At 43.9% G+C, this 26,117-nt stretch carries 32 protein-coding genes and 1 pseudogene; 28 read left to right on the top strand and 5 right to left on the bottom strand.

Going from position 1 to position 26,117, the window contains the following annotated elements; translation table 11 throughout:
- Positions 1–41: 41 nt before the first annotated feature.
- The 6 genes from BUA17_RS15525 to BUA17_RS15495 all read left to right on the top strand — a co-directional run bounded on the left by BUA17_RS15525 (position 42) and on the right by BUA17_RS15495 (position 3,988).
- Positions 42–446 carry a hypothetical protein gene (locus BUA17_RS15525; protein ID WP_139295668.1) on the top strand — a complete coding sequence of 135 codons (405 nt, stop codon included), beginning with the start codon at positions 42–44 and terminating at the stop codon, positions 444–446.
- A gap of 185 nt (positions 447–631) precedes the next feature.
- Positions 632–1,495 (top strand): DUF4085 family protein, encoded by an 864-nt coding sequence (locus BUA17_RS15520; RefSeq protein ID WP_072734175.1) that lies wholly within the window; start codon positions 632–634, stop codon positions 1,493–1,495.
- A 330-nt stretch (positions 1,496–1,825) separates the two neighbouring features.
- Positions 1,826–2,041: a hypothetical protein gene (locus BUA17_RS15510; protein ID WP_072734173.1), complete on the top strand. Its 216-nt coding sequence runs from the start codon at positions 1,826–1,828 to the stop codon at positions 2,039–2,041.
- A gap of 77 nt (positions 2,042–2,118) precedes the next feature.
- Entirely contained in the window at positions 2,119–2,982 is an 864-nt protein-coding gene (locus BUA17_RS15505) for a phosphotransferase (RefSeq protein WP_072734172.1), read from the top strand.
- A gap of 131 nt (positions 2,983–3,113) precedes the next feature.
- On the top strand, positions 3,114–3,572 hold the full coding sequence (locus BUA17_RS15500; protein ID WP_072734171.1) for a DUF2262 domain-containing protein: 459 nt from the start codon (positions 3,114–3,116) through the stop codon (positions 3,570–3,572).
- Between the two features lie 119 nt (positions 3,573–3,691).
- The gene (locus BUA17_RS15495; RefSeq protein WP_072734170.1) at positions 3,692–3,988 is read left to right on the top strand and encodes an SHOCT domain-containing protein; all 297 of its coding nucleotides are present in this window, start codon (positions 3,692–3,694) and stop codon (positions 3,986–3,988) included.
- A gap of 142 nt (positions 3,989–4,130) precedes the next feature.
- Here BUA17_RS15495 and BUA17_RS15490 read toward each other — a convergent pair whose 3' ends face one another.
- Complete coding sequence (locus BUA17_RS15490; RefSeq protein ID WP_072734169.1) at positions 4,131–5,099, bottom strand: cation diffusion facilitator family transporter; 969 nt, start codon at positions 5,097–5,099, stop codon at positions 4,131–4,133.
- 303 nt (positions 5,100–5,402) lie between these two features.
- On the opposite strand from BUA17_RS15490, the gene BUA17_RS15485 reads away from it, so the two are divergent.
- The 12 genes from BUA17_RS15485 (at position 5,403) to BUA17_RS15425 (ending at position 15,025) form a co-directional block, all read left to right on the top strand.
- Positions 5,403–6,080, top strand: coding sequence for a response regulator transcription factor (locus BUA17_RS15485; RefSeq protein WP_063564057.1), 678 nt, complete (start codon positions 5,403–5,405; stop codon positions 6,078–6,080).
- On the top strand, positions 6,077–7,453 hold the full coding sequence (locus tag BUA17_RS15480; RefSeq protein WP_072734168.1) for a sensor histidine kinase: 1,377 nt from the start codon (positions 6,077–6,079) through the stop codon (positions 7,451–7,453). Before BUA17_RS15485 ends, BUA17_RS15480 begins: the two co-directional genes overlap by 4 nt.
- Before the next feature lie 66 nt (positions 7,454–7,519).
- On the top strand, positions 7,520–8,644 hold the full coding sequence (locus BUA17_RS15475; protein ID WP_072734167.1) for an ABC transporter permease: 1,125 nt from the start codon (positions 7,520–7,522) through the stop codon (positions 8,642–8,644).
- On the top strand, positions 8,641–9,318 hold the full coding sequence (locus BUA17_RS15470; protein ID WP_072734166.1) for an ABC transporter ATP-binding protein: 678 nt from the start codon (positions 8,641–8,643) through the stop codon (positions 9,316–9,318). The genes BUA17_RS15475 and BUA17_RS15470 overlap by 4 nt, the downstream gene beginning before the upstream one ends.
- A gap of 167 nt (positions 9,319–9,485) precedes the next feature.
- The gene (locus BUA17_RS15465) at positions 9,486–10,028 is read left to right on the top strand and encodes an NUDIX hydrolase (RefSeq protein ID WP_072734165.1); all 543 of its coding nucleotides are present in this window, start codon (positions 9,486–9,488) and stop codon (positions 10,026–10,028) included.
- A 58-nt stretch (positions 10,029–10,086) separates the two neighbouring features.
- A complete protein-coding gene (locus BUA17_RS15460; protein ID WP_244552155.1) occupies positions 10,087–10,593 on the top strand; it encodes a DUF4275 family protein in 507 nt (168 codons plus the stop codon).
- Positions 10,594–10,855: 262 nt separating this feature from the next.
- Positions 10,856–11,299, top strand: coding sequence for a GNAT family N-acetyltransferase (locus tag BUA17_RS15455; protein WP_244552154.1), 444 nt, complete (start codon positions 10,856–10,858; stop codon positions 11,297–11,299).
- A gap of 55 nt (positions 11,300–11,354) precedes the next feature.
- The gene (locus BUA17_RS31680) at positions 11,355–12,332 is read left to right on the top strand and encodes a GNAT family N-acetyltransferase (RefSeq protein ID WP_244552153.1); all 978 of its coding nucleotides are present in this window, start codon (positions 11,355–11,357) and stop codon (positions 12,330–12,332) included.
- Between the two features lie 3 nt (positions 12,333–12,335).
- Entirely contained in the window at positions 12,336–13,343 is a 1,008-nt protein-coding gene (locus BUA17_RS15440) for an aminoglycoside phosphotransferase family protein (RefSeq protein WP_072734163.1), read from the top strand.
- 42 nt (positions 13,344–13,385) lie between these two features.
- Positions 13,386–13,679: an RNA polymerase alpha subunit C-terminal domain-containing protein gene (locus BUA17_RS15435; RefSeq protein ID WP_072734162.1), complete on the top strand. Its 294-nt coding sequence runs from the start codon at positions 13,386–13,388 to the stop codon at positions 13,677–13,679.
- Positions 13,680–13,825: 146 nt separating this feature from the next.
- A complete protein-coding gene (locus BUA17_RS15430) occupies positions 13,826–14,332 on the top strand; it encodes a DUF2569 domain-containing protein (RefSeq protein WP_072734161.1) in 507 nt (168 codons plus the stop codon).
- 78 nt (positions 14,333–14,410) lie between these two features.
- Complete coding sequence (locus BUA17_RS15425) at positions 14,411–15,025, top strand: histidine phosphatase family protein (RefSeq protein WP_072734160.1); 615 nt, start codon at positions 14,411–14,413, stop codon at positions 15,023–15,025.
- 53 nt (positions 15,026–15,078) lie between these two features.
- On the opposite strand, the gene BUA17_RS15420 is transcribed toward BUA17_RS15425, so the two are convergent.
- Positions 15,079–15,525, bottom strand: a complete 447-nt coding sequence (locus BUA17_RS15420; protein ID WP_072734159.1) for a GNAT family N-acetyltransferase — start codon at positions 15,523–15,525, stop codon at positions 15,079–15,081.
- Positions 15,526–15,804: 279 nt separating this feature from the next.
- Here BUA17_RS15420 and BUA17_RS15415 point away from each other — a divergent pair, with 279 nt between their 5' ends.
- From BUA17_RS15415 to BUA17_RS15385, 7 genes are all read left to right on the top strand, one after another.
- Complete coding sequence (locus BUA17_RS15415) at positions 15,805–16,461, top strand: pyridoxine/pyridoxamine 5'-phosphate oxidase (protein ID WP_072734158.1); 657 nt, start codon at positions 15,805–15,807, stop codon at positions 16,459–16,461.
- Positions 16,462–16,482: 21 nt separating this feature from the next.
- Positions 16,483–16,791: a hypothetical protein gene (locus BUA17_RS15410; protein WP_072734157.1), complete on the top strand. Its 309-nt coding sequence runs from the start codon at positions 16,483–16,485 to the stop codon at positions 16,789–16,791.
- A gap of 68 nt (positions 16,792–16,859) precedes the next feature.
- On the top strand, positions 16,860–17,453 hold the full coding sequence (locus BUA17_RS15405) for a GNAT family N-acetyltransferase (RefSeq protein ID WP_072734156.1): 594 nt from the start codon (positions 16,860–16,862) through the stop codon (positions 17,451–17,453).
- A 113-nt stretch (positions 17,454–17,566) separates the two neighbouring features.
- Positions 17,567–18,043, top strand: a complete 477-nt coding sequence (locus tag BUA17_RS15400; RefSeq protein ID WP_139295667.1) for a hypothetical protein — start codon at positions 17,567–17,569, stop codon at positions 18,041–18,043.
- 167 nt (positions 18,044–18,210) lie between these two features.
- The gene (locus BUA17_RS15395; protein ID WP_072734154.1) at positions 18,211–19,179 is read left to right on the top strand and encodes a radical SAM protein; all 969 of its coding nucleotides are present in this window, start codon (positions 18,211–18,213) and stop codon (positions 19,177–19,179) included.
- Positions 19,180–19,384: 205 nt separating this feature from the next.
- Positions 19,385–20,371 carry a phosphodiester glycosidase family protein gene (locus BUA17_RS15390; protein WP_083584724.1) on the top strand — a complete coding sequence of 329 codons (987 nt, stop codon included), beginning with the start codon at positions 19,385–19,387 and terminating at the stop codon, positions 20,369–20,371.
- A gap of 2 nt (positions 20,372–20,373) precedes the next feature.
- A complete protein-coding gene (locus tag BUA17_RS15385) occupies positions 20,374–21,387 on the top strand; it encodes a bifunctional glycosyltransferase family 2/GtrA family protein (RefSeq protein WP_072734153.1) in 1,014 nt (337 codons plus the stop codon).
- A 142-nt stretch (positions 21,388–21,529) separates the two neighbouring features.
- Here the strand turns inward: BUA17_RS15385 and BUA17_RS15380 are convergent, their stop codons facing one another.
- From BUA17_RS15380 to BUA17_RS15370, 3 genes are read right to left on the bottom strand one after another with little or no spacing between them, the layout of a single operon-like run.
- A complete protein-coding gene (locus tag BUA17_RS15380; protein ID WP_072734152.1) occupies positions 21,530–22,987 on the bottom strand; it encodes a PTS transporter subunit EIIC in 1,458 nt (485 codons plus the stop codon).
- Positions 22,988–23,017: 30 nt separating this feature from the next.
- Positions 23,018–23,524 (bottom strand): PTS sugar transporter subunit IIA, encoded by a 507-nt coding sequence (locus BUA17_RS15375; RefSeq protein WP_072734151.1) that lies wholly within the window; start codon positions 23,522–23,524, stop codon positions 23,018–23,020.
- Positions 23,521–24,405: a PRD domain-containing protein gene (locus tag BUA17_RS15370; protein WP_244552152.1), complete on the bottom strand. Its 885-nt coding sequence runs from the start codon at positions 24,403–24,405 to the stop codon at positions 23,521–23,523. The genes BUA17_RS15375 and BUA17_RS15370 overlap by 4 nt, the downstream gene beginning before the upstream one ends.
- 234 nt (positions 24,406–24,639) lie before the next feature.
- On the opposite strand from BUA17_RS15370, the gene BUA17_RS15365 reads away from it, so the two are divergent.
- From BUA17_RS15365 to BUA17_RS15355, 3 genes and pseudogenes are all read left to right on the top strand, one after another.
- A complete protein-coding gene (locus BUA17_RS15365; RefSeq protein WP_072734150.1) occupies positions 24,640–25,005 on the top strand; it encodes a VOC family protein in 366 nt (121 codons plus the stop codon).
- Positions 25,006–25,025: 20 nt separating this feature from the next.
- Positions 25,026–25,352, top strand: coding sequence for a DUF962 domain-containing protein (locus BUA17_RS15360; protein ID WP_072734149.1), 327 nt, complete (start codon positions 25,026–25,028; stop codon positions 25,350–25,352).
- Positions 25,353–25,393: 41 nt separating this feature from the next.
- Positions 25,394–26,103: pseudogene (locus BUA17_RS15355) on the top strand (AAA family ATPase).
- Positions 26,104–26,117: the final 14 nt, after the last annotated feature.

Genomic DNA, 26,117 nt, shown 5'->3' with positions numbered 1-26,117 from the left:
AATACCTTATCACATATTCGACGACTTACCCAAGAGATTTATTGAATTTAATATGCATGCTGGCCATTGAAGCTATGCTTTTCAGAAATGTTATTTACGATGAAAATGGTATTCTGAAGTACTCCCTGATCGTTATATTGACTTATATTCTGGGTTATATCGTTTTTCTGATCTGGCGTTTATTTTTCACTAAACCCAGTATTACGCTGGAGAGCGATCATGTGATTTCAACGAAACATCAGAGATATGATGCATCTCAGATTGAGTGTATTTATATGAATTACAGACGGATTGGCATCAAACTCTATGGTAAACGGTTAGTGCCGATGGATCTATGTTTTTATTTTCAACGAGGTCAGGAGTCCGCAGGCATAGAAGCTGTACATGAATGGGCGGCGCGAAACGAAAAAGAGATCAAACACAAATTTTTTCAAACCTTGGCGTAGATCAGTACGTCTGTTGAATATAAGGAATCGTTGAGGCTGAAGATTTTGGAGGAATAGCGGTGAAAACAATAGAGCAATTTCTAACGAGATCGATCTGAAGTGGTCGAGGTGTTAGGATTTACGAGATCTGTCATCGCTAAGACGATTATTCAAGTAGATTCTAAAAATTAGTAGGAGAGATGCATATGAGATATTTAACGAAAGAATGGTATGAGCTGTGTCAGCAGACACATCTTCATTTTGGTTTAAGAGTACATAACGGAGCTTACGAGTTCGATGAGAATCTATTTTTAAGGCTGTATAAAAGAAAAGAAACAGCGCATGTGAAGCAGGAGCGAGAGCTATATAACTTGGACCCACGTTTCATGCTGGAGCATGATGGTCAAGTGCTCACTCGCGTAGACAAAGCTTTCGGTGAGGAAGAAGTGACAGAAGAGGATCAGATCATTTACCACATGCCTCCGGAAGAACGAGCGCATATCGAGAAACTCATTGCAGAATATGATATACGCCCTCCTTTTGATGAGAAGAAATGCAAGGAAGAGTACAAAGAATCGATGGAGTGGACTTTTCAATACAAGGCGGAGAATTTGCCACAGGAAATCGTTGAACAAATTGCGGATATTCGTGTGTTTACGCTGGATTATTGCACGAGAGAGATTTTACAGCAATTAAAGAAACAAAGTGCGGAAAATAAGAGACATGTGGATCACGCAGCGAAAGAATTTAGAGAAGTGATGATGGCACAGGATATTCCCGATGAAATACATGGCAGGGTTCAATATCATGATTGTACAGTGACAGAACTGCTGATGGGTGATGAAGTGGTCATCCGTTTTGACACCCGTGGGGGCTTTACCAATATAAATAAACTTACGCTGGTTGCACCCGAAATCATCAAGCAAGAGGGAGAGATTGTCGGCAGTTACTGGCTGTATCAAGAGCTGTATCGGGTCGATAATGGATATGAACTTCATGTTCTATTTGGTGGAGAGAATATGCCTGAGCTGATTGTTCGCTGTGCTGATATTCTCGTAGAGGAAGAATGAGAGAGAGCCCTAAAGGCTTATTATGGAGGGAATAGAGATGGAATGGACCACCAGTACATTTGGTTATTTATCTACTCCCGTATTTGTCGTCGGCATTGTATGTTACTTCTTTCCTGATTTTCTGTACAAAATATTTGTTCTGATACGATATCGAGAAATAAAACCGAATCACGAGTTTGAAGATAACCCTCCCAATAGTGATATCCCTAAACATAGAAATAATATTAAAAGTATTAGGAACCATTATGGTTTTCTTGGGGATTATATGGTTTTGGTTTTCAGAAGAGTTTTACAACTTATTATTTTGACAGCAAGGAGTTGAACAACAATATGGAGTTTTATGGAGCTCTAGTAGTTTCACTTATAAGTTTAATTGCGGTTCTTATCTTTGCTGCAATAATACGTTATGCCATCGATTCATCCAAAACATCGAAAAAGCTGGATGTTCTAATTAAAGAAGTAAAGTTTCTGAAAACTGAAATCAAAAAACAGCAGTCCAATAAGCAGCGAGATGATAGCAAACATATTATTGATGAGAAAGTATAGAAAACAGAACGGAGGTACACCTGTATGAGCATGCTTTACCAAATGAATCAAGATCCTAGTTATACGAGGAGAAGCATATGTTAATCAATCCAACGATAAATGAGATCAATGACCTATTCAAGATGCATCATATCAACGAAGAAATCACTGAAATTCAAAGTTTGTCAGGTACCACCACTGGATGTGTTTATCGGTTGAGTACGAAACTGAATAAACAATACATTCTGAAATCCGATGAACCTGAGCAGATTCATATCGCCCAGCAGTTTCTGCACACGTATAAGAATTCTCCGTTATTGGCTGAAGTTTTGTTGACTGATCTGGACAACACATATTTTATTTATACCTATATGGAAGGCACGACCCATTTCAACCGTGGACAAAAAAGAGACTGGTTATCTCGTCTGGTGAAAGAGCTTTTCAATACATATGTGCATTCTTCAGATACGGAATCATGGGGCAGAATAGAGCTCCCACAGAGGACCTGGAAAGAATTCAATCAGATTAGCGTTCATGAAGCAAAGATGAATATCGGAAGTATTTTAACGAAAGATGATTATAATCTGGTTCAATCTATAGTGGACCGCCTGTTTCATGAGCAAGAAGAGAAGTTTCTTTTGCATGACGATACGGGTGTTCATAATTTTGTGTTTGCTCAAAATGAACTCATCGGCGTCATTGACCCATCTCCAATGGTTGGACCTATCCTCTATGATTTCTTGTATGCTTTTAGCTCTTCGCCGGATGATATCAACACCGAAACATTATTTGCTACGTTCGAACTTTTAGAGCAAGTAGATATGGATAAATCCAGATTGATAGAGGAAGCTCTGGTCCATCTATATTGCCGAATTGGGCTGAGTAACAAGCATCATCCGGATGATCTGCCTGAGTATGTGGAGGCATGGAATGAATGGAAAAGACTATGTCAGGGATGTTAAAATAGTAAAGTTTTCACCTTATCATTCAAAAGTGAAAGAAAAATTCTGATCGTAGGTAATAGGATATTGGTGAGGTATGAATATGAGATGGAATATTGATTTAGATATATTGAAGAGAAAGGTAATCACCTATGGAAAAGACGATTAGTAGTAGAATAATAGGCTCTTTTATGTACAAAGAGGAATTAAACTCCTATGAGCATACGGAAGGGAAAGTATATTACAGTTTAAAGCTTGAGAATGAAAGCACCAATGTAGATGCATTGATGAGTAGAGCAGAAAAACTATTCTGTCAGTTTGATGGATTTGAAAAAAGGGCTAAGACACAGATAGCACATCATTTAATTGATTATAAAAATGATTTTTGGCCTGAATACGATGAAGATGATGAGAATTTAAATTGGGATGATGTAGATGCTGGGAAATATGACGTAACCACAGAAGACTTTGAAAGAGTCATAACGTTGCTAGACATTGAATTACGAGTGAACCATATATACTGTGAATGTTCAGATGGAGAGTTATTTGGTGGACATCGGATTCATGCAAAATTTGATCATGACTATCATTTAATTGATGCAGATGTTTAGGTGAGGAAACGTTAAGTTGGATACGTCATTATAAACTGGGCCGAGGTTGATGTTTAGTGTTCTGACCTGCCTTTCCTGATTTAAATAGAATTATACATAACATTTAGGAGGAATATTCATTGAAAGCATTATCGATCTTCAGCCTTATTTGGTTCGTACTCAATTTTTTATTAATAGCAGTTTTTTTAGATGGTTCGCAAGAAAGTTCGGAGGCAGCGGCAGGTTTGGGACTTCTGGGTGTACTGTATGGTCTGCTTTTCTCAATTCTAGCCCTGGTCATATCTAGCAAGAGAAAAAAGACCCCTGTGAATGTACATGAACAACTGCTTCAGCTAGGTGAATTAAAAGAAAAAAATATCATATCGGAATATGAATTCGATCAAAAGAAAGAGAAATTACTCTCCAGATACAAGTAGTCCAGAGCCCGCTGCGGTTAGGTAAAGGCTATTCTATTTTCTACTCATACCAAAAAGCTGAACTTAGGAAATTCAAAACAGGGCGTTCCCCTTCAATGGGAATATGCCCTGTTTTTGTTATAACTATATTTTGTTACTCATCTCAATGGTGATGATGCGCATGAGCATCCGGTTCGTCGCCTTTGACGGTGCATAATACCGAGGTGTCGTGAAGATGTCTTTCAGATTCGACTTGCAAGGTCACATGTTTGATTTCTTTATGCTCCAACAGATGCTCAATCTTCTGAACAAGCACCTCTGATGCGTATACATCCATCGTTCCGTCCACCACGATATGTGCGGTCAGTGCATTCAGGTTGCTGGTGATGGACCAGACATGTACATCGTGTACGCCTTTGATACCATCTACTTTCTGAATGGTTTGCACAAGATCATTTACATCGACATTCGCTGGCGTTCCCTCCATCAAGATATGCAAGGATGATTTGGTGACAAAGAATCCACTGCGCAGGACCAGTACAGCAACAATGACACTCGCGAGTGGATCGGCCCAGCCCCAACCGAAGAACATCATGAGCAAAGCCGCAGCAATGGCGCCAATCGATCCCAGCATATCACTAATGACATGGAGGTATGCTCCGCGCATATTCAAGTTTTTCTCCGTATCGCTACCGCGCATCATGATCCATGCCACCAGGATATTAATGAGCAAGCCGATGATACTGATGATCAGCATGCCGACTGTTGCGACTTCTGGTGGGTTGATGAAGCGACCAATTGCTTCGTAAAAGATGTAAAGTGAGATGGCGATTAAGGTGACCCCATTTAACGTGGCTGCCAAAATCTCAAAGCGTCTGTACCCGTACGTTTTGCCTGTATTCACCGCTTTTTCTCCAAAGGTGAACGCCAGCAAGGCGATCCCCAAAGCTATGGAATCAGATAACATATGACCTGCATCGGAGATGAGGGCTAAGCTGTTCGTCATGAATCCGCCAACGGCTTCAACAATCATATAAACGGTAATAATAATGAAGGAAAATAACAGTACTTTCTTGTTATTGGTACTACCATGATTGTGTCCATGGTCGTGGTTGTGATGATGTCTGGACATATGAGATCCTCTCCTTTGGAGCCGTGCTCCGTTATGTAATTGATTTCTTTTGTGACTAAAGTAATCCTTGGTAATGATAAAGTTTTTATAAATGAACATATGAGCAATCGTTCATATGTTATGGTTTTATTATAAGTGGGCCTAATAATAGTGTCAACCAGAATTGAGAAAATATAAACATGCACGCGGGGCTTCATTGCATGTTCGCTGGCGATTTACGTTGCTTTTGTGCTACCATCTGTGCAGGATCAAAGTCGCGGAATTTATATTCATTCAACTTACAGAAAAGGGGCGGACAACAATATGAAGAATCTGCTTCTGGCGGACGACGACGCCAATATTAGAGCACTCCTCCGGCATGTCATGACCAAGGAAGGGTATCGGGTACATGAAGCACAGGATGGAGTGGAAGCAGTCAAGGTTATGCAAGCAACACCAATCGATCTGGCGATTCTGGATGTGATGATGCCAGGTATGGACGGACTGGAGTTATGTGATTTCATTCGGCAACATTATGACATACCGATTATGCTGCTGACAGCACGGGATCAACTATCCGACAAGCGGGATGGGTACTTGAGAGGCACAGATGAATATGTGACGAAGCCATTTGAACCCGAGGAACTGGTCTACCGGGTTAAAGCATTATTTCGTCGGTACCATCGTACGTCCAGTGATATCATTCGTATGAATCGCATCGTGATTGACCGGAATAATGTCGAGGTCTCCGATGGGCAATCGATTCTCTTTTTGCCAATGAAGGAGTTCGAGCTACTCTCTCAACTTGCTCAGTTTCCGGGGCGATTATTCTCGCGTGATGAACTAATTCGGTTGGTCTGGGGAGCGGATTATGAAGGCGATGACCGCACCGTGGATGTACATATCAAGCGGCTGCGTGATCGTTTTGCCGATTATGGGGATGATTTTGTCATTCAGACGGTACGGGGGATTGGTTATAAGATTGAGGTGAAAGCGCATTGAGATCACTGTACTTTCGGGTGTTTATGATTACAATCGCGGTGATTCTGGTCAGCGCCATGCTGGGTTTTCTTTTATCCAATATTTATTATCATGCGAAGCTGAAGTCTTTCAATGACGAGAAGTTAGTTGGCATCGCGACGCAAATGAAGCAGTTTGTGGAGCAGGAACCCGCTACGGTAGAGCATTACCTGGACAATGCCGCAGCGCTCGGTTACGAAATTTATGTGACAGATGGAAAAGGGAATGACCAATTCTATGGCCGCGAATTCCGCCAGAAAGATCTGGACAAGCAGGCTGTAGATCGGGTATTAGGTGGTGAGATATACCACGGCGTTGCCGAGTTTCCCAGCAAACCCTTCATTACGGGTTTCTTCGATAATCAATTGAGTAATACCGTTGGTGTTCATCTACAGATGGGCAATGCAAGTTATGCGTTGTTTATGCGCCCTGATGTTATTTTGCAGTTCGGTGAGCTGCGTATCTTTTTTGCGTTGATTGGAGCGTTTACGGTGTGCATTAGTATTCTGCTCTTTTTAATCAGTACCCGCTATCTGGTGAATCCGATTGAACGTCTGTCCGAGGCGACCAAGCGCATTGCCCAAGGAAACTATAATCTGAAATTGTCCACGACTAGGCGTGATGAGATTGGACAGTTGGCCCAGCATTTCATGACCATGAGTCGTGAGTTGGAGCGTGTGGATCAGGCCCGGCAGCAGTTTGTATCGAACGTATCCCATGAGATTCAATCACCGCTGACCTCGATTCAGGGTTTTGCCCAACTGGTAGCGGATCGAGATCTGCCTGAACAAGAACGGGAGCACTATGCTTCCATTATTGAAGAGGAGAGCCGCCATCTCTCATTGCTCAGTAAACAATTGCTGCTGTTGTCCTCTCTGGAACAAGGAAATGAGGATTTGACCAAAGTGAGATTCTCTCTACGAGATCAATTCCGCCAATCGGTTCAGGTGCTGCAATGGCAGTTGGAAGAAAAAGAACTGTTGCTAAGGATCTCGGTACCCGAATCCATCCAGTTATATGGCAATGAAGTGCTGCTCATGCAAGTATGGATGAATCTGCTGGGTAATGCCGTGAATCATCTTCCACAGGGGAGAAGCATCGAGATTCGTGCAGAAGAGACCAATGCCCAGTGCGTAATCTATATTCGGGATACAGGAGATGGGATTGCGGCAGAGCATTTGCCTTTCCTGTTTGATCGTTTCTACCGAGTAGACCGTGCGAGAGAACGTTCTTCCGGCCGAACCGGGCTTGGGCTTGCCATTGTGCAGAAAATTATCCGCATCCATGACGGTACGATCGAGGTCTCTAGTTCGTCTGAAGGAACGGTCTTTACCGTGACGCTCCCGCAGATGTAATCTGTTATTCATTTGCCGTTCATTTTCGCCTCCTATACTTGGATTATCAAGAGGAGGTCAGAGAATATGTACTTGGCTATTAGAGAGATGAGGTTTGCCAAAGGGCGATATGCATTAATTGCTACAATTATGGTGCTTGTATCATTTCTGGTTTTGTTTGTCACAGGTCTGGCACAGGGGCTTGCGTATGATAACGCGGCATCCATCAAAAATATGGCAGCAACCCATTTTGTTCTGGAACAGGATTCGAATCATCGGTTTACCCGCTCCCAGGTGAATCAGGACCAGCTGGAGCAGACACGCTCCGTTGTGGGGCAAGAGAATGCTGAACCGCTGGGTGTGAAAATGACAACAGTCAGTCCAGCTGGCGACACAAAGAAGATTGATGTAACGCTATTCATGGTGAACCCGGAAGGCTGGCTGGCTCCAACCGTAACGGAAGGCTCTCCAATCACGGATCTGAAAGACGGGCAGGTTGTAGTGGATCAAAAGCTGTCTGAATCTGGCGTGAGGATTGGAACGGAACTGGTCGATCAAGCCTCGGGAACGAAGTGGACCGTGGGTGGATTTGTGGAAAAAGAGTCCTTCAGTCACTCACCGGTTGTGTTTCTGAACGAGCAGGAATGGCTCGCTATTCAAGAAGGTTCTCGTACTTCGCAAGGAACAGCAAACTCTAATGCTCCGGAATACAGTGCGATTGCCGTTAAAGATGCAGGTGAGAAGGTAGACAGCCTCAGTTCCGCTTTGCCGAATACGGAAGTAATTACGAAGTCCGATGCGGTATCGGCCATTCCTGGGTACAAGGAAGAGCAGGGCTCACTGCTCATGATGATTGCCTTTTTATTTGTCATCTCGGCGTTTGTGCTTGCGGTATTCTTCTACGTCATCACGATTCAGAAAACGAGTCAATTTGGTATTTTGAAAGCCATTGGGACGCGAAATTCATATCTGGCGGGCAGTGTTTCGTTGCAAGTATTGCTTCTGTCCATCGGCAGTCTGGTGATCAGTGTGCTGTTGGTTCAGCTGTTTGAATCGATCTTGCCAGCTTCGATGCCGTTTCAATTAGGCTTGTCCACCCTGGCACTAACGTGTGTGTTATTCGTGGTGATGTCTATGGCGGGTTCGCTATTCTCGGTGTGGAAGGTTACCAAAATTGATGCGCTTGATGCGATTGGGAGGACAGCAGCATGAGAAACCGACTGGTATTGCAGGGAATTACACAGACTTTTGAAGATGGTGGAGTCAAACGGACGATATTGGATAAGTTGGATCTTAAGGTGGCCGAAGGAGAGCTCGTCGCGGTCATGGGGCCTTCTGGCTCAGGCAAAAGTACATTTCTGTCCATCGCAGGTGCACTACTTGAACCGACGGAGGGACAGGTTATGCTGGATGGCGCATCGATTATGGGCAAAAACAAACAGGACATATCCGATGTACGGCTCCAGCAGCTCGGGTTTATTTTTCAAAGTGCCAACCTCATTCCGTATCTGAAAGTGGAAGAACAACTGATGGTGGTCGCCAAGCTCGCTGGAACGGACAAAAACAAGGCAGAGAAGCGGGTCGATGAGTTGCTGGATACGGTAGGCTTATCGCATCGACGTAAGGCATATTTCGAGAAGCTTTCTGGCGGAGAACGCCAGCGGGTTGCCATTGCCAGAGCCTTGATGAATGATCCGGCCGTCCTGCTGGCGGATGAACCGACAGCCAGTCTGGATGCGGAACGTGGACTGGATATTGTGAGCATGATTGCACGGCTCGTGAAGGAGCAGGGCAAGAGTGCAGTCATGGTTACGCATGATGAGCGGATTTTGCCGCTATGTGATCGGGTTCTCTTTTTGGAAAACGGGAAACTGGTACACCATTAGTGGTCAGAGTGGAAAGTGTAAACTTTCTTTAGTTCAACTGAAATAACATTAGAAGGTCCATGAATTCCCGATGGGAAAAGTGGCCTTCTTTTTTCTTTTTTGATCTATAATGAGAGTTAGAACTTATAATGGAAGATTTATTTTACATAGAGAGGATCGGATAGAAAATGAAGACTTTGGATCGGGAACAGTTCCCGGCGCTCAGCACATCGATTCATTGGGGAATTGTTAAAGCGGAGTTTAGATTGAATGACATCGTGGATGAAACGCTGGTAAGCAATGTGAGCATTATCCCGTTTGTGGGGGAACGAGTGGTTGTTTTTCAGATCGATAACGGAAAATGGGAGCTGCCCGGAGGAACGTTGGAGGTAGGAGAGAAGTATATGGATGGTCTGCAACGTGAAGTGATGGAGGAGCTCGGAGCCAAGTTGGTCACGTATCGGGTGTTTGGACAATTTCATTGCATGTCGAGTGAACCTGAGCCGTATAGACCGCATATTCCACATCCTCATTTTGTGAGAATTATTGGCTATGGAGAAGTTGAACTCGTGGGCCAACCGCTGAATCCGATAGATGGGGAACAGGTAATTGCCGTAGAGGTTGTGGAAATTGGTGAAGCGATCAGGAGATTTGAAGAACAGAATAGATATGACATTGCAGAAATGTACCGATTGGCCTATTTGCTTCGAGAAGAAGCAAATGGTGAGTAACTGGAATGCTAGTTTATTCTTAAATCTTAAATCTTAAATCCTACAAACTTCGGAGGTTATGATGATTAGAGATGAAATTAATGAGTTGCTGGATGCTCTACCGGACCATGAACTAAATGTGGTGTACTCGCGAATCGAGCTTGTGCACCGCAAATATATGTATAACAAAAATTTGGAGGATAAGGGGGTCCTTGTGACTGAATTGTGCGAGGAATCCGAAGAGATTATACAGAAATGGGATAACACATTTGCCAAGAACATCAGTGAAGAGGTAAAAGAGGCCATCTATTATAGCCAGTACAAGTGGCATATGTTCAGTTATGAGAAACAGGATTGCCTAACAGACGATGCAGCACGAGATGCTTTTAATGCCGAAAATAATAACGAGTTGTATGTCATGTATCAACATACACCATTCATACAGGTATTTCAGAATGCGAATAAGGTCATCGCAGAAGATTTTGATTCGGAACAGGACATTTATATTTTTGACCAAGAATTCACGTGGACGTATGTACATACCCATGAATCCAGGTGCGGACCGTATTTTTATAAAGTGAAGTAACAAGGAGCAGTAAGGAGTCACGAGTGAGGAGTTTTGGTTCAGCTTTTTAAACAAACGAATATCTGCCGGAGGAACCTTCTGATGCGTAAGAGGTCGATTAAAATATTCAGACGCGCCATGCTTAGTATCGGTAATAGACCGTTTGCAATAAAGTAATTATCCAGGGAAAAGATTTTAACTTTTGAATAAGCGAGGGATCTTGATGGAGCAACTTAATACTAAACTCATAACTAGACTTGCATTACCGGAGGAAGCTTCCATTGTGTTGAACCTATGGCAGGAGTCTGCCCGATGGCTGAACTCCAAAGAGATATATCAATGGCGTCCTGAGTATTTCAATTTGGAACAAGTAAATGAATTCATCACGGATGGATCTGACGTATATCTTGCTGAAATAAATCACGAAATCGTAGGGACGTATACCTTAACGTGGTCAGACCCCCTGATCTGGGAAGAACTCGACAACACCAATTCCGGGTACATACACCGATTCGCAGTGAATAGAGATTTTAAAGGGCAAAATATAGGTCTACTCCTTCTAAAATCAGCTGAAGAGAACATTAGGCAAAAAGGTAAGACCTTGATCCGGCTGGATTGCATGGCAGATAACCTGAGACTTAATCAATACTATAAGGATTATGGATTCCAATACATCCGCAGAATGAAACAGGGGAACTGGAGTGCCAGTCTGTATGAAAAACAGTGATGGTGTCTCTATCGACTTCATTAAGCTCGTAAGTGTATAAAAAGGGGGACTATTCATGCTTTTATCCTATCATCCAATGAAAATAGCTGATGCAGAAAAAATCGTTACCTGGAAATATGAAGAGGAATACGCGATGTACAGTTTCTCTGAATCCAATAAAGATATTCAAGAATTGATGAATGGGGAGTACTTTTCAGTCCTGGATGAACTGGAGAGGTTAGTAGGATTTATTTGTTGTGGGGCATCAGCTCGAGTTCCGGGAGGAACCTCAATCGGATTGTATCAAGAAGAAGGATATCTGGATATAGGCCTTGGATTAGATCCAGATCTGACAGGACAAAAGATAGGGTCTGTGTTCCTTAAACAAAGTTTAGTATTCTTGCAAAATCATTTCAAAAGTTCTCAGTTTCGGCTGGTTGTTGCCACATTCAACGAACGAGCAATTAAAGTGTATGAGCGGATAGGCTTTAAAAGAGATAAGGAGTTTTATAGCAAAGTGCATGACGAGGACATGTTATTTATCAGTATGAAACTGGAAATGTCCATCTACTCTTTTGAAGAAATAACGGAGCAGGATTTGACTGAAGTCAGAGAAATATATAATTACTACGTTTCCAACACGACTATCTCGTTTCATACTGAAGAATTGACCCTGAAAGAAATCAAGGCATCTGTCATAAACAGAGATCCGCGCTTTAAATCGTTTGTCATTAAAGAAGAGAACGAAATTAAAGGGTATGTGCTAATTACGCAATACAAGAGCAAACAAGCCTATGACTTCTCGGGAGAAGTAACCATTTATTTGAAACCGGATATCGTAGGGAAGGGTATTGGTGGAACGGCACTGCGATATATAGAGGATGTTGCGCGCGAGCAAGGGTTCTACACCTTGATTGCTACGGTATGCATGGAAAACACACGCAGCAAGTCCCTGTTCGAAAAGCATGGGTATGAGCAATGTGCGATGTTTAAAGGCGTGGGATATAAATTTGATCGCAGATTGGATATTGGTAGTTTCCAAAAGGTGTTGTAACGTATGAATAATATTCAATATAATCTAAAATTCGAAAAACTCGTCGCTGAATTAGAACTTGGTGAGTTGATCAGTACACCCAAGGCAATCTCGGGTGGGCTTTTACATCGCATGTATGCCATTGAAACTACACATGCCAAATATGCTGTGAAAGCACTGAATCCTCAAATTATGAGTAGACCTACAGCTATGCAAAATTATATTCAATCCGAAAAAATAGCAAACGTGGCAGCAAATTTTATCGATGCTCAACCTGCCAAAGTGATAAGCGGTTCTTCGATGCAGATCTTAGATCATCAATTTTATCTTATATTTGACTGGATCGATGGAAAAAGTCTGGAGCTTCATGAAGTAACCGAAACCCATTGTGAGCATATGGGCATGATTCTTGCGGATATTCATAAAACTGATTTTTCACAGCTTCATATTCCTGACCTTCAGTTGGATCATTCCAAAGAAATCGATTGGAATGATTATTTAACCAAAGGGCAGAAAGAAAATTCGGATTGGACGATCTTATTAGCTGATAACATTCAAAAGCTCTATGAGTGGAGTGCTCAGGCAAAAAAAGCATCAGTAATGCTGGCCTCAAATACAGTTATTAGCCATAGAGATCTTGAGCCTAAGAACGTGATGTGGCAGCAGGACAACCCCATCATTATTGATTGGGAATCAGCGGGTTATATCAATCCGATGCATGATCTGGTGGAAACAGCGATGTATTGGTCTGTAGATCAGACCGGAAACGTGGGCAAAGAAAGGTTCTTGGCTTTTATAAATGGATATCGGTCTCGAGTGGGGAATTTAAACGCCACTTTGAGAAGGGTTCTCGATAATGGTTTTTCCGGAAAATTGGATTGGCTCGAATACAGTCTAAAACGCTCTTTGTGGATTGAATGCACAGACGATGAAGAACAACAAATGGGAACATCACAAGTTACATGGACTATAGAGGCTTTAAAACAATATGAGGATATGATCTCAGATGTTGAGAACTGGTTGAGTAGCTAAATCCGAGATAATTGTTATCCGATACAGGAAGGGGTGACTAACATGGCAAACACTAAAGGAACACTAAGAACATGCGAACAAGGGCATTCCTATTACAAAAGTAGCGATTGTCCAACTTGTCCGGTATGTGAGAAGGAACGGAAACCGAAAGAAGGAATTCTTTCATTGCTGTCTGCACCCGCCAGACGTGCGCTGGAGAATCAGGGGATTACGACATTGCAGATACTCTCGCAATACACCGAAAAAGAGATTTTGAAGCTGCACGGGATCGGGCCTTCTGCAATGCCAAAACTTCGACAAGCACTTGAAGAAGAGGGATTATCTTTTAAAGAGTAACCCTCTTTTGTTGGTCAATGGCTTTAATTGGAGAAATTGGTATCGTATCTCTTCCTCGCATTGTATAATAATACAGTTGTGTAAAAGTTTACACGAGAAAGAGGAATCATCTCAGAATAACAAAACAGAATAGGAGGTATTATTTAGTGGAACCACAAATTGAAGAAAAGAAGGTTGATTATCGACCTTTGGGTATATCAGGACTTGGGGGATGGTTGATTCTTGTCCATATTGGACTTTATCTCACCATCATTATGCTTGTTGTGCAATTATTTCAATACCTTGTACCTTCAATGACGACAGAGACTTGGGAGCTCTTAACTTCCAAACAATCTGACTATTATCACGCATGGTGGGGCCCGGTTCTCATTTTTGAAACGGTATATAATGTGCTATTTTTAGTATTTAGCGTATATACGCTGATTACGTTTTATAGAAAGAAATCGATATTCCCTCGTCTTATGATTATGTTTTACAGTGTGAGTCTAGCCGTGGGCATCATTGATTATCTGTTGTTACTTCAGATTCCTATGGCGGTAGAACTTGAGGATGGAAGTTCGTTAAAAGGGATAGGTAGGACGGTACTCACCTGTGCCATATGGATTCCTTATTTTATCAAATCAGTTCGAGTTCACAATACGTTTGTGAAATAAAAACATAAGCCCCGACCTAAGATGGAAGATCTAAGGCCGGGGTTTGTTATAAGGGTTTCAAATAGAGGAGGAGATATCTTGAAGATTTTCTTGGTAAGGCATGGGATGGATGAGGAGGGCTACAGAGGTGGTTGGAGTCAGCGAGGGCTCATTGAAGAAGGTGTTACTCAATCGGCGAGGCTCGGAGATTACCTGTACCATCATTCAGAGCAATATAAGATAAACACAGTGATTAGCAGTGATCTTCCGCGCGCAGTACAGACTGCCAAAGAGCTTGAAAAAAGACTGTACATAAAGGGGCTTTATCTGAAAGACTGGAGAGAAATGAACAACGGAGATTTGGCTGGAATGCCAAATAAGGAAGCAGAATTGAAATATGCCGGAGTTTATTTTAACACTCTTGGCATGGACACTCCGTTTCCAGGAGGAGAAAGTCCTCGGAATTTTTATAACAGAATATGTACATCCTTTCGGGATTTATGCCGAAGTATAGAGGAGCAACAGATCAAATCGAATGTTCTACTGGTCACGCACGGCGGAGTAATCAACATCCTTTATTATCTCTTAGGAAACCAAAATTGGACCAATACATCGGTGTTTCATTCTATTGGGAATACCAGTGTTCATACGCTTGAAAAAGGAGTGAATGGTTGGGAGTTTAGCAGCATGAATATGATGAGTCATCTAGGTTAGAAAAGGGAATATAAAGACTGCCGACAGGTGCCGTCAGTCTTTATATATATTATTTAGTTTATCTGAAGCAGACGCACTATTTCACCATCTATTACTTCTTCACTAGTTTTTATAAACCCTAAAGATTCATACAACTTTCCCGCAATTAGATTGTCTGGTCGGTGTCCAATCATGATTCTTGTGCAATTTGAAATACGCATAAGCTGAATCAAAGTTTTCATTGCTGCCTTGCCATAACCTTTTCCTTGATGCTTCTCGTCAATCATTATGGCAGGAATCCAGTAGTTATCATCCTTGTCTGGGTTCGCACAGAATACGAGAAAACCGACTAAAACCTCTTCCGAGTAAATAGCACGTAATTCAAAATCATCAACATATTTAGATTCAGCAATCCAATAAACGACAGGTGCAGGAAAGATATTAAGCTGTTCTGGCTTAACTTTAAGCTGGGTACATTCATACCAATTTTCATTAGACACTGGCTTTAATACAACTACCATTCGGAGTTCCTCCCAAATTTTACTTTGCAGAGGAATTTATCCTCTGCACTTACTTCGTATCCTTCCTAAAAATCATTGCAACATGGTTATTCTTCATACCACATCACTCCTTTCGAAATGAAAAAACTCTAATGTAGGTTATTTGCTATTTTGTTTAATATATCCTTCTTTTATCAGTGAAAATAGATTGAACATATCAATCATTTCAAAATAAAGAGTTGAGAAAATGGCCTACTACGCTACAATGGAATGAAATGGAAGTATAAGGAGGTTGCAGATATGATTAATAAACCAAGTGATTTGTTGCGTGGGTTGAAGTCCTTGTCTGGACCTTTTCCGACTTGGGACACCGAACAGTTACCGGATCGACCAGGGGATCTTTTTCTGAAATGGCTGAGACTGGCTATAGATTACGGGGTGAAAGAACCTCATGCGATGACGATTTCGACAGTGGATTCGAATGGTTTTCCTGATGCACGAGTATTGATAATGAAAGACGTAGTTGACGAAGCTTTTTATTTTGCATCTGGCTCTGAGAGTCGAAAAGGACAGCAGCTGGAGAACAATCCGCATGTGGCACTGACCTTTTACTGGCCTACATTGGGCAGACAGATCCGCATAAGAGGAGAAGCCGTGGATATGGGCGAGGAAGCAGGTGCAGCGGATTTTCGGAAAAGATCGGCAGGTGCGCGCGCAGTTGCGATGACAGGACGACAGAGTCAGGAGCTGGAGAGTGAGGAAGAATTGGAACGCGCCATTGCCGCTCAGAAAGAGCGGATCAGCCGGGATTCTGATGTCATTACACCGAATTGGAGACTGTACGCCGTGAACGCAAAGGAAGTTGAGTTCTGGCAGGGAGACCCGGAGCGAAAGCATGTGCGAATCCAATATATTCTGCAACATGGGCAATGGAAGCAACGGCGATTATGGCCGTGATTTGATAAAGGGGGGAATTGTGTGAGTCGTAGAACTACAGGGACACTGCTGCTGGTCATAGCGGCATTTCTATACGGTGTTCGATATTTGAGTGCTGCCATTTTTGGTTCTGGTGTGGCTTCGTGGAATTCGGAATTGTTTCAGGAGATGCTGAATTATGTGGGAACCGCTCCGCAAAGTTGGAGTATAGCTGCTTTAATCCTGGGTTTGTTCTATTTAGTATGGGCGGAATATGAAGCAACCAGCTCCAAAACCAAAGAAAGTCTCAAGCGTTTTGTGAGTTATGAATCTGTAGATCAAGAAGCGGGAAGCCAGAACAAAACAGATTAACTGGATAGTGTGAGTTCTTATCAGCAACAGTTGCTAAATTAATTTGTATAAGCTGGGGAGGCATACATATGAAGTCCATTGAAAGTTATTTTGATCCATTTCCGGTATTGGAAACAGAACGATTGCTCCTTAGGCCCATTACCTATGCTGATCTGGATGAGATGTACCGTTATTGCGCGGTTCCTGCTGTATCGGAGTACACAACTTGGGACGCACATCAGAGCAAGGAGGATACGAAAGGCTTTATTGATTTTGTCATGAGTCGATATGAGGTGGATAAGCTGGGGCCATGGGGGATTGAGGATAAACAAACGAAGAAGTTGATTGGCAGCTGCAATTATTTAGGATGCGACAGCAACAGTATGAGGGTGGAATTAGGTTATGTGTTATCCAATGAGTACTGGGGCCAAGGCATCATGACGGAAGCGATTAGCCGAATCATTCAATTTGGATTTGAAGACATCGGGTTGGAACGAATTCAGGCTAAATGTCTGGTGGGTAACATCGGCTCCGCAAAGGTCATGGAAAAGACAGGCATGAAATTCGAGGGGCTTTTACGGAGTTATATGAAAATTAAAAACGAAATGCAGGATTTGAATTTGTATGCGATGACCAGAGAAGATTTTGATTCAAACACAACTTCAACTTTTTATGTGAGGTGAGGGTATATGATGAGAAAATATCCAGAGTGTACCATGATAATGAGGCCTTACTATTAAGACATAATACTTCAATACATTTCGGAGAATCTACTGAACAAATGGGTATGGTAATCATGACAAATCCCGGAAGTTTTGAATTGAAGAAGACAGCAGAATGGATTTCTTATAAAAATGGTACTAGTGAAGGCAATACTTTTGAAGTTAATGATTACGCAGACTTGACAATGAGAAATATAATTAAGCTAATCAAATTAAGTTTTGAAGGTCATTCTGAGCCAAGTGGTATTCTGCGTATCTATAATCTTTCCAATATTCGTCAACCCCTTGGTTCAAAAGCAGAGATCTATCATTATCGAGCCAAACAAGCTATTTCCAACGAAGCACTCACATTACTTGAAGATCCTATAACTCACTCTCAGAAATCATTTTTGGAAGAATGCAACAAGTCTCGCTTTGTAATTATGGGATTTGTAGATAAAGTGTTTGAAGAGAAGATGAGACGGGTGATGAATTGGTCTGAGTATATTAAAGAGCGCCGTGTATGTGCTATTGACGATAAGGGCCGTTATTCGCATCGCGAAGATGGATAACAGAACCCTTATTGATGGGAAAAGCAGTTGAATCATTGAGAGCTGTATTAAAAGTATAAATTTTAAAACTCCCCCAACGTACACAATGTCATATCGAGCATCGACCGGGATCCGTTATAATCTCCAAGTTGAAAAAACATGGATAAGGAATCGGGAGGTACATTGAATTGACAACGAAAAACAGATATAAATCACTTGAGCTTGAAACACCCGGCGTATATGAACTGGAAGGACTGGAGGTCGGCGTGACCTCCAATTGCAATTACAAATGCGACTATTGCTGCGCCTACAATCGGGACGATGGGCAATGCATCAGCGGTCAGGAGGTTATCCGAATCATCCGTGAGCTTCCGCGGCTCAAGCGGGTGCGTTTGTCCGGGGGAGAGGTGACTCTGAAATATCAGGATTGCCTGGAGATTGTGACGTATTGTGGGGAACATGGCATCGACACGCAATTAAATACCAATGCCAGCCTGCTAACGGAAGAACGAATTCATGCTTTGCGGGATGCAGGCTTGTCCAATATTCATATATCTTTTAACTATACAGATCGGGATGCATATGCAGCATATTATCGTATACATCCGCGCATGTATGAGCGATTGGAGCATAACATACGTCTTTGTACTGAAGCGGGGCTGGAAACTGTGCTTGAAACGCTGTTATTCGAAGGAACCCAAGCGAACATGCAAGCTATTAGCGATAAAGTCTATGAACTGGGTGTGCGCATCCATGAGATTCAGAACAGCATCGTGATGCCACACAGTAAATGGAGCAAGATTGCCTCCAAGGAGTCCCTCATCCAGTCCGTAAATGATCTGATCAAGCACAAGAAAGAAGATACGACATTATATTTTACCTGTATGGATCGTTTCGCGGAGCAATTGGGGTTACGAGAACAACCGGGTGTGTATTTCTCCAATTGTGTGGATGGGACGAAGCAGCTGCATTTACACGGTAATGGGGATATTCTCATCTGTGAGTTATGCCACCCAGTCGTGATCGGCAATATCTACGAGGGTACGTCTTTGAAGGATATTTATACCAAGCAACCACAAGCGTTAATGGATTATCTAGAAAAGCAGCCCTGCCCTGCATACGATGTTCTTTTTGCTGGTGAACAGTCCCGTTTATAGAAAGTTGTTTAGCATCGTACTTGTCCCTATTTGGGGTATATATATAGATTGAGATCCATCATTATCACTTATATGGAAGGTTGTCTGATTTCCTCTCGGGGGAAAGGATGACCTTCTTTTTTTTGCGTTCAGCCTGTTTCAGATTCATTTAAGCTAGCCCGCCTATGATGAGCCTTAAGAACTTAGATGAAGAGGTGAACTTCACATGATGAAGATCTATCCGAAAACCAACGAGAACGACCCATATAAAAATGCAAAACCAAGGCGCAAATGGCTGATGATTATCCTTGTTATTGTTCTGGGCCTTGGTACCGTGATATACAGCCTGGCAGATCGCTACTTAATCCGGCATGTACAGGTTGTTGTAGCGGATGACAATACATCAGTAACCAGCACCTCTAATGATACTTCAACCCCGACGACTGAAGTAAATGCAACGTCAGATGACTGGAACTATTCCAGCGATGATATGCAGGTCAAAATCGATAAGGTGCAGACGGGGTCCGGCTCAGATAAAATTACGTATTACGTCGCAGATGTACAGCTGACAGATGCGAGCAGCCTGCGCTCGGCTCTGGCAGATAACAGCTTTGGCACGAATATTACCGAAAACACCTCAGAGATAGCATTGGCCAACAATGCCATCTTTGCCATCAATGGTGACTATTACGGCTTCCGTGATGATGGCGTAATTATCCGCAATGGTACGGTATATCGGGATGATCCGGTGCGTGATGCGATGGCAGTGTTCAGTGATGGCACGATGAAGACATATAACGAGACAGAAGAATCCTCATCGGAATTGCTGGCGGAAGGTGCGACCAATACGCTATCTTTTGGACCGATTCTGATTCAGGACGGTGAGATTGTAAGTGACTTCAGCAGTGTGAAAATCGATAACAACTTTGGCAACCGGTCGATCCAGGATGCCAATCCGAGAACTGCAATCGGCATGATCGCCCCGAATCATTATGTATTTGTTGTGGTTGACGGACGGCAGGATGACAGCCGTGGCATGACGCTGGCAGAGCTTGCCGATGTCATGAAAGGTCTTGGAGCAACGGAAGCCTACAATCTGGACGGCGGCGGTTCATCCACAATGTATTTCATGGGTCGGGTTGTTAATAATCCGCTGGGGAGAAACCAGGAACGCGGCGTAAGTGACATCCTTTATCTGAAAGAGGGACAATGATCATGACCATATTAATTCCATCATACGAACCGGATGTTCGTTTATTGAATCTCGTGTTGCAGTTGCAGACGTTTCAGTTAGGACCCATTGTCATTGTAGATGATGGTAGCGGACCAGGTTACAGGGGGATTTTCGAGACGGCAGAAGCCTATGGGTGTACTGTCTTGACACATACGGTTAATCTGGGCAAGGGACGTGCACTCAAGACAGGATTTCAATATATTAAGGAACATGGCCCACAGGGCGGTATTGTGTGCGCAGACAGTGACGGACAGCATCTACCGCATGATATCAAACGTATCTTTGATGTACTATTGGAGCAAACGAATCCGGGGATTGTACTGGGTAGCCGTCGGTTCAATGGAACCATTCCAGCGCGTAGTCGTTTTGGCAACACGGTCACACGAGGTGTCTTTTCTCTCACGACAGGTACGAAAGTATACGATACACAGACAGGCCTGCGAGGTTTTCCGTACTCGATGCTGGACTGGCTGTGCCAGATACCGGGGGAAAGATTTGAATATGAAATGAACATGCTGCTAACAGCTCATAAAGAAGGATATGAGATTACAGAGGAGTTTATTGATACGGTCTATCTGGATCATAACAAATCCTCTCATTTTCGCCCATTGGTAGATTCATTCCGCATTTATATGCCGATTCTGATGTTCAGTACGTCTTCGGTGTTATCGGCCTTGATCGATTTTGGCTTACTGTTCGTGATCCAGTACTTCACGCATAATCTGTTTCTATCGGTCGTTGCAGCGAGACTGTGCAGCTCCATCTTCAACTATACGATCAATCGGAAATATGTATTTTCAGCTGGGAAAACGTCCAGAGTCCGTCAGTCTTTACCGAAGTACTTCTCACTGGTCATTCTGGTGCTGTTATTAAATTACGGATTGTTGTACTTCTACAATGAAAAATTGATTATCCCGCTGATTGCAGCCAAGCTGTTAACAGAGGTATCGATCTTTGTGTTCAGCTATTGGGCGCAGCGCAGATTTGTATATTAACTTTGTATATTAAAACTCATAGACCAAAAGAAGACATGGCCACTCAAAAGAATATCATGCGCTTCTTGGTAATAAAAAAGGTCGAGAACAGGGTAAAGCATACCCCTGTTCTCGACCTTTTGAACTCAAAGGAGGACGAGCGTTACATCAGTTTCTTAATCTCATCCTTCAGAATTTCGGACTGGGTGCCGAAGATGACTTGTACAGCTCCGCCACCAAGCCTCATGATGCCGGAAGCGCCAAGCTGTTTGAGGGCCTGGTCGTTGATGGCTTTGTCGTCTTTAACAACAAGACGGAGGCGAGTGATGCAAGCATCGATGCTCTCGATATTATCTGTTCCACCGATCTCGGCGAGCACTTTGCCAGCCTTGGTGTCGCCAGACGCCGCTGCCACGGCGGAAGCATGAGTGTGGCCATCGGCATCATAAGCGTCATCCTCGCGTCCCGGCGTTTTCAGGTTGAACTTGAGAATCATGAACCGGAACAGGAAATAATAGACGACCGCAAATGCGAGTCCGACTGGAATCATGAGCAGCGGATTGGTCGATAGCTTCATGTTCACGAGGTAATCAATCAGACCTGCGGAGAAGGCGAAGCCCAGCTTAACATCCAGCAGGTACATGATCAGTGCCGCTACACCGGTAAGAATAGCGTGCACCACATACAGCAGAGGCGCCGCGAACATGAAGGAGAACTCGAGCGGTTCGGTAATACCCGTTAAGAACGAAGCCACCGCTGCGCCGATAAAGATCGAAGCGACCATTTTGCGCTTTTCAGGCCTGGCTGTATGAATCAAGGCAAGCGCCGCCGCCGGAAGAGCGAACATCATAATCGGGAAGAATCCAGACATGAACATGCCTGCCGTAGGGTCTCCGTTGAAGAAGCGGGTTAGGTCCCCGTGCACGACTTCCCCGGCTGCATTGGTATAATCCCCGATCTGGAACCAGGCGATGGAGTTCAGAACATGATGCAGACCGAGCGGGATGAGCAGGCGGTTGGCGATCATGAACACCATGGAGCCAAAGCCGCCAAAGCCTACAATCCAGGCGCCGAAAGCGCCGATGGCATCCTGAATCGGGCTCCAGATCATGCCGATCAGGATGGCCAACACCAGCATGGAGCCGGCGGTGACCATCGGCACAAAGCGTTTGCCGGAGAAGAAGCCGAGCCAGTCAGGAAGCTTGATATTGTGGTATTTATTATACATATAGGCTGCAAGCAGTCCGGCAAATATCCCGCCCAAAACGCCAGTATCCAGCTTGACATCGTCAGGAATATAACCGAATACACCTGGAACGGCTCCCAGAATCCGTATCAGCACCATATAAGCGATCAGGGCGGAAAGAGCGGCGACCGCATCCCCCGCAAGTCCGATTGCCACCCCGATGGCGAAGATGAGCGCAAGGTTGCCGAAGATCGCCCCCGCTCCCTCATTCATGAATGGAACGACATACTGATTGAGAAATCCCCCTATCACGGGTCCAAGCGGAATGTCCTTTTCATAATTAAGAAGACCCAAGCCTTGAAGAATACCTGCTGCAGGCAGGGTTGCTACAGGAAGCATCAGGGATTTCCCTAGCTTTTGCAATGCTTTCAGCATATTGTTCTTCCTTTCTTTTTTAGATTCATGTTATTTGGGCAAGCTGACTTTCATGATAGTTCCCAAGCCCGCTTCTACGTTGCCATACGTCGGGTGTGACTCCCACGGCTGTTCTGCCGCATTCGCAACGATGACAGGGGTGATGACCGGATAACCAGCCGAAACGATAGCATTCAGGTCAAATTCGATCAGGGTCTGACCGACAGCGACCTGATCCCCGGTCTGCACTTGGGGTGTGAAGCCCTGTCCTTTCAGACTGACAGTATTCATACCGATATGCAGCAGCAGCTGTAGCCCAGAAGCATGCTCAATCATTACGGCATGATGCGATTTAATCAGGTGCACCACAGTGCCGTCGATAGGTGCGATCAGCCTGCCCTCCTGGGGAATCACTGCAACTCCTGGACCCATTAGTCCTTGCGCGAACGCTTCGTCAGGCACTTCTTCCAAACTGACGCAGGTTCCGGTGAGTGGGGAGACGACGGATATTGTCTCAGATGTTTTGGCAGATTTATTGTTTTTCCATTTCCAGATCATTGTGTGTTATCCTCTCTGTTGTTGGTTTTGGCTTGGGTTTGAAAAAGCCGGTATAAATGCATGGCGAGAAAAGCCGTTTCTTCCTCGGGTACCTCTGTACCCAAATCCTCGGCCATTACAGCACTTAGCTTTCTGGCCAGCTGGTATTCGGACGGATATTCATTTTTCACATATTGTGCGAAGGTGGGGGCCGTCATCGGCTGCTGATACAGGCGTTCCATGGAGAAGCGCAGGTGTATCAGGAGTCTTGCCTGGCTAAGGCTGCCCTGCTCAAAGCGAACGCCACCCTGCTCTTCAATAATGGACTGAAGCTTGCTGATCACATTGGATACCTTAACCAACTGTCCAACAGGGACGTGATTCACGGAGGAGTACACATGGTATGTCAGGAACCCGGCCTCATCCTCCGGTACCTCTACGCCAAATGCCTCTCCGATCATGGCCGCCGCTTCCGAGGCGATTTCGAATTCTTTCGGAAAACTGAGCTTTGTCTCCGTGAGGAAAGGATTCAGAATCTCCATCCCGTTGCGGATACGATATAAGGTGAACTGAATATGACTTGGAAGAGCAAGGTAGATCTTGTCATTCAGCTTGCCAGGAAACTGATCAGCGATGAGACGGATAATCTGATCAGAGATGTCGATGACATTGGGGTCCAAGTCCTTCATCAACTCCTGCGCCTGCCCCCACTCCTCCCGGTCCTCCAGCCGGAACCTTTTCTCAATCCGCGGATCATCGGACTGAATGGTGCTTTCCACCTTGAACGCAAATCCCAACCCTTTGCCGATCAGTACGTACTCCTTGGTATTCTGGTGCGACCGGGCCAGAACAATATTGCTGCCGACGACCCGCTCCACCTGCAGCATCATTCCTTTACTCACGGTTCACCGCCTCCTCGTTTCTAAAGTTAACGCTTCCAGGTCTCCGGAACGCAAAAAGAGCCAAGAAGCGAGTATAGTCTCATGTTCGCTTCTTGGCTCATGCCCTCTGGGGTGGTAACACGCCAATTCATTTTATGTTTTTATGCAGAACGTTCTTCCTACATAATATAGAAGCTGATCTGCCGCCGTCAACCATAATTTTGTCATCCGTCTGTTCGTCGTTTAATATAGGGAATGTGTAAGAAGCTTGGCTGGAGTGAGACAGCAATCAGTTCAGATCAGTACAGTGTCTTTGAAACGACTGGTGTATTGTTATCGTTATATCCCATTCAGGAGCTTGAGAAAGATACAGGTATGACATTCAGTGCATCTGACGGGTTGAAGGGAACGTCGCTGGCAATCAATGTGGATAAAGCGGAAGATGTTGATGATACCATTGCTAAAATTCGCGCAGCCGGAGGTAATGTAATCAAAGAGCCCTACGACGCTGCCTGGGACGGAAGAATCGCCTATTTTCTGGACCCGGAGAATAACTGCTGGGAAGTTACTTGGAATCCAACTGCCGTATTTGATGAAAAAGGAGCCATGATCACATTTTAGGGTGAAATGAGTGTGACCGGATGTTGAACCGTGTTCGCAAGGATTTGCGTTATTATCTTCAGGAACATCAGGATCGGAACAACCTCATCTTGCATTATTTCGCATTTTTATCGGCGTTTGTGGCTTGGATTTTCTTGTTCATTAATATCAAAGTCATGCTGGTTCTGGCTCTTATCCATTACGTCCTGTCCTGGATTGGGCACTTCTATTACGAAGGCAATAAACCGGCGGCATTCCGATATCCGCATATCGGTTTTTATGCCGGGTTCACCTGGTTTTTTATCAAGACCATTGAGATCATCACCCGCAAAGAAATCATCCATCCGTGGATCAATAAACAGGACTGAAACCAACAGGAGTCCAACGTTATAAAAATAGGAGTGTGTCTATGTATCTTCGAAGTGTGGAGTTACTGTCTGCTAAAGTCGAAAATCCGGATCAATATCCGTTTCATATACCGTCATACAGTCATTAGAGCGATTGGAATTCAACAATAACATTACTTTCTTTGTTGGCGAAAATGGATCGGGCAAGTCCACACTGCTCGAAGGTATCGCTCATCAATGTGGATTTAACACAGCAGGGGGCGGGAAAAATAATGCATTTGAGATTGATGCTGCTGAATCATCATTGGGTGACTATTTGCGTCTGTCCTGGTTGCCCAAAATCACGAATGGTTTCTTCATGCGCTCGGAGTCCTTTTATCAATTTGCATCGCATGTAGATGAATTGGGGCCGGAGTCGCTCAGGTATTATGGTGGGCGTTCGTTGCATGAACAATCCCACGGGGAGTCTTTTCTCAATCTGTTCGTGAACCGATTCAATTCCAAAGGCATTTATCTGCTCGATGAGCCCGAAGCCGCCTTATCGCCAGCCCGTCAACTCTCCTTGTTGCGCATTCTGCATGATCTATCAGGCACTTCCCAATTTATTATCGCGACGCATTCGCCGATTCTACTGGGATATCCGGGAGCATGCATTCTGAGCTTCGACGATGGGATTCAGGAAGTGGAATATGAGGATACAGAACATTATCAGATCACCCGCAGTTTCCTGGAAAATCGCGACCGGATGCTGAATGAGTTGTTCAAGGACTAATAGTTTTTATTTTT

The sequence above is a fragment of the Paenibacillus sp. ov031 genome (genome assembly GCF_900143165.1).
Lineage (GTDB): Bacteria > Bacillota > Bacilli > Paenibacillales > Paenibacillaceae > Paenibacillus > Paenibacillus marchantiae.
The sequence above is the reverse complement of the archived record's forward strand: the minus strand, read 5'-3'. Positions and strand labels throughout refer to the sequence as shown.

Coding starts and splice junctions, on each gene's coding strand:
- BUA17_RS15520 (WP_072734175.1), top strand. CDS start 632: ATGAGATATTTAACGAAAGAATGGTATGAGCTGTGTCAGCAGACACAT.
- BUA17_RS15510 (WP_072734173.1), top strand. CDS start 1,826: ATGGAGTTTTATGGAGCTCTAGTAGTTTCACTTATAAGTTTAATTGCG.
- BUA17_RS15505 (WP_072734172.1), top strand. CDS start 2,119: ATGTTAATCAATCCAACGATAAATGAGATCAATGACCTATTCAAGATG.
- BUA17_RS15500 (WP_072734171.1), top strand. CDS start 3,114: ATGGAAAAGACGATTAGTAGTAGAATAATAGGCTCTTTTATGTACAAA.
- BUA17_RS15490 (WP_072734169.1), bottom strand. CDS start 5,099: ATGTCCAGACATCATCACAACCACGACCATGGACACAATCATGGTAGT.
- BUA17_RS15485 (WP_063564057.1), top strand. CDS start 5,403: ATGAAGAATCTGCTTCTGGCGGACGACGACGCCAATATTAGAGCACTC.
- BUA17_RS15475 (WP_072734167.1), top strand. CDS start 7,520: ATGTACTTGGCTATTAGAGAGATGAGGTTTGCCAAAGGGCGATATGCA.
- BUA17_RS15470 (WP_072734166.1), top strand. CDS start 8,641: ATGAGAAACCGACTGGTATTGCAGGGAATTACACAGACTTTTGAAGAT.
- BUA17_RS15465 (WP_072734165.1), top strand. CDS start 9,486: ATGAAGACTTTGGATCGGGAACAGTTCCCGGCGCTCAGCACATCGATT.
- BUA17_RS15460 (WP_244552155.1), top strand. CDS start 10,087: ATGATGATTAGAGATGAAATTAATGAGTTGCTGGATGCTCTACCGGAC.
- BUA17_RS31680 (WP_244552153.1), top strand. CDS start 11,355: ATGCTTTTATCCTATCATCCAATGAAAATAGCTGATGCAGAAAAAATC.
- BUA17_RS15440 (WP_072734163.1), top strand. CDS start 12,336: ATGAATAATATTCAATATAATCTAAAATTCGAAAAACTCGTCGCTGAA.
- BUA17_RS15435 (WP_072734162.1), top strand. CDS start 13,386: ATGGCAAACACTAAAGGAACACTAAGAACATGCGAACAAGGGCATTCC.
- BUA17_RS15420 (WP_072734159.1), bottom strand. CDS start 15,525: ATGGTAGTTGTATTAAAGCCAGTGTCTAATGAAAATTGGTATGAATGT.
- BUA17_RS15415 (WP_072734158.1), top strand. CDS start 15,805: ATGATTAATAAACCAAGTGATTTGTTGCGTGGGTTGAAGTCCTTGTCT.
- BUA17_RS15405 (WP_072734156.1), top strand. CDS start 16,860: ATGAAGTCCATTGAAAGTTATTTTGATCCATTTCCGGTATTGGAAACA.
- BUA17_RS15400 (WP_139295667.1), top strand. CDS start 17,567: ATGACAAATCCCGGAAGTTTTGAATTGAAGAAGACAGCAGAATGGATT.
- BUA17_RS15390 (WP_083584724.1), top strand. CDS start 19,385: ATGATGAAGATCTATCCGAAAACCAACGAGAACGACCCATATAAAAAT.
- BUA17_RS15385 (WP_072734153.1), top strand. CDS start 20,374: ATGACCATATTAATTCCATCATACGAACCGGATGTTCGTTTATTGAAT.
- BUA17_RS15380 (WP_072734152.1), bottom strand. CDS start 22,987: ATGCTGAAAGCATTGCAAAAGCTAGGGAAATCCCTGATGCTTCCTGTA.
- BUA17_RS15375 (WP_072734151.1), bottom strand. CDS start 23,524: ATGATCTGGAAATGGAAAAACAATAAATCTGCCAAAACATCTGAGACA.
- BUA17_RS15365 (WP_072734150.1), top strand. CDS start 24,640: ATGTGTAAGAAGCTTGGCTGGAGTGAGACAGCAATCAGTTCAGATCAG.
- BUA17_RS15360 (WP_072734149.1), top strand. CDS start 25,026: ATGTTGAACCGTGTTCGCAAGGATTTGCGTTATTATCTTCAGGAACAT.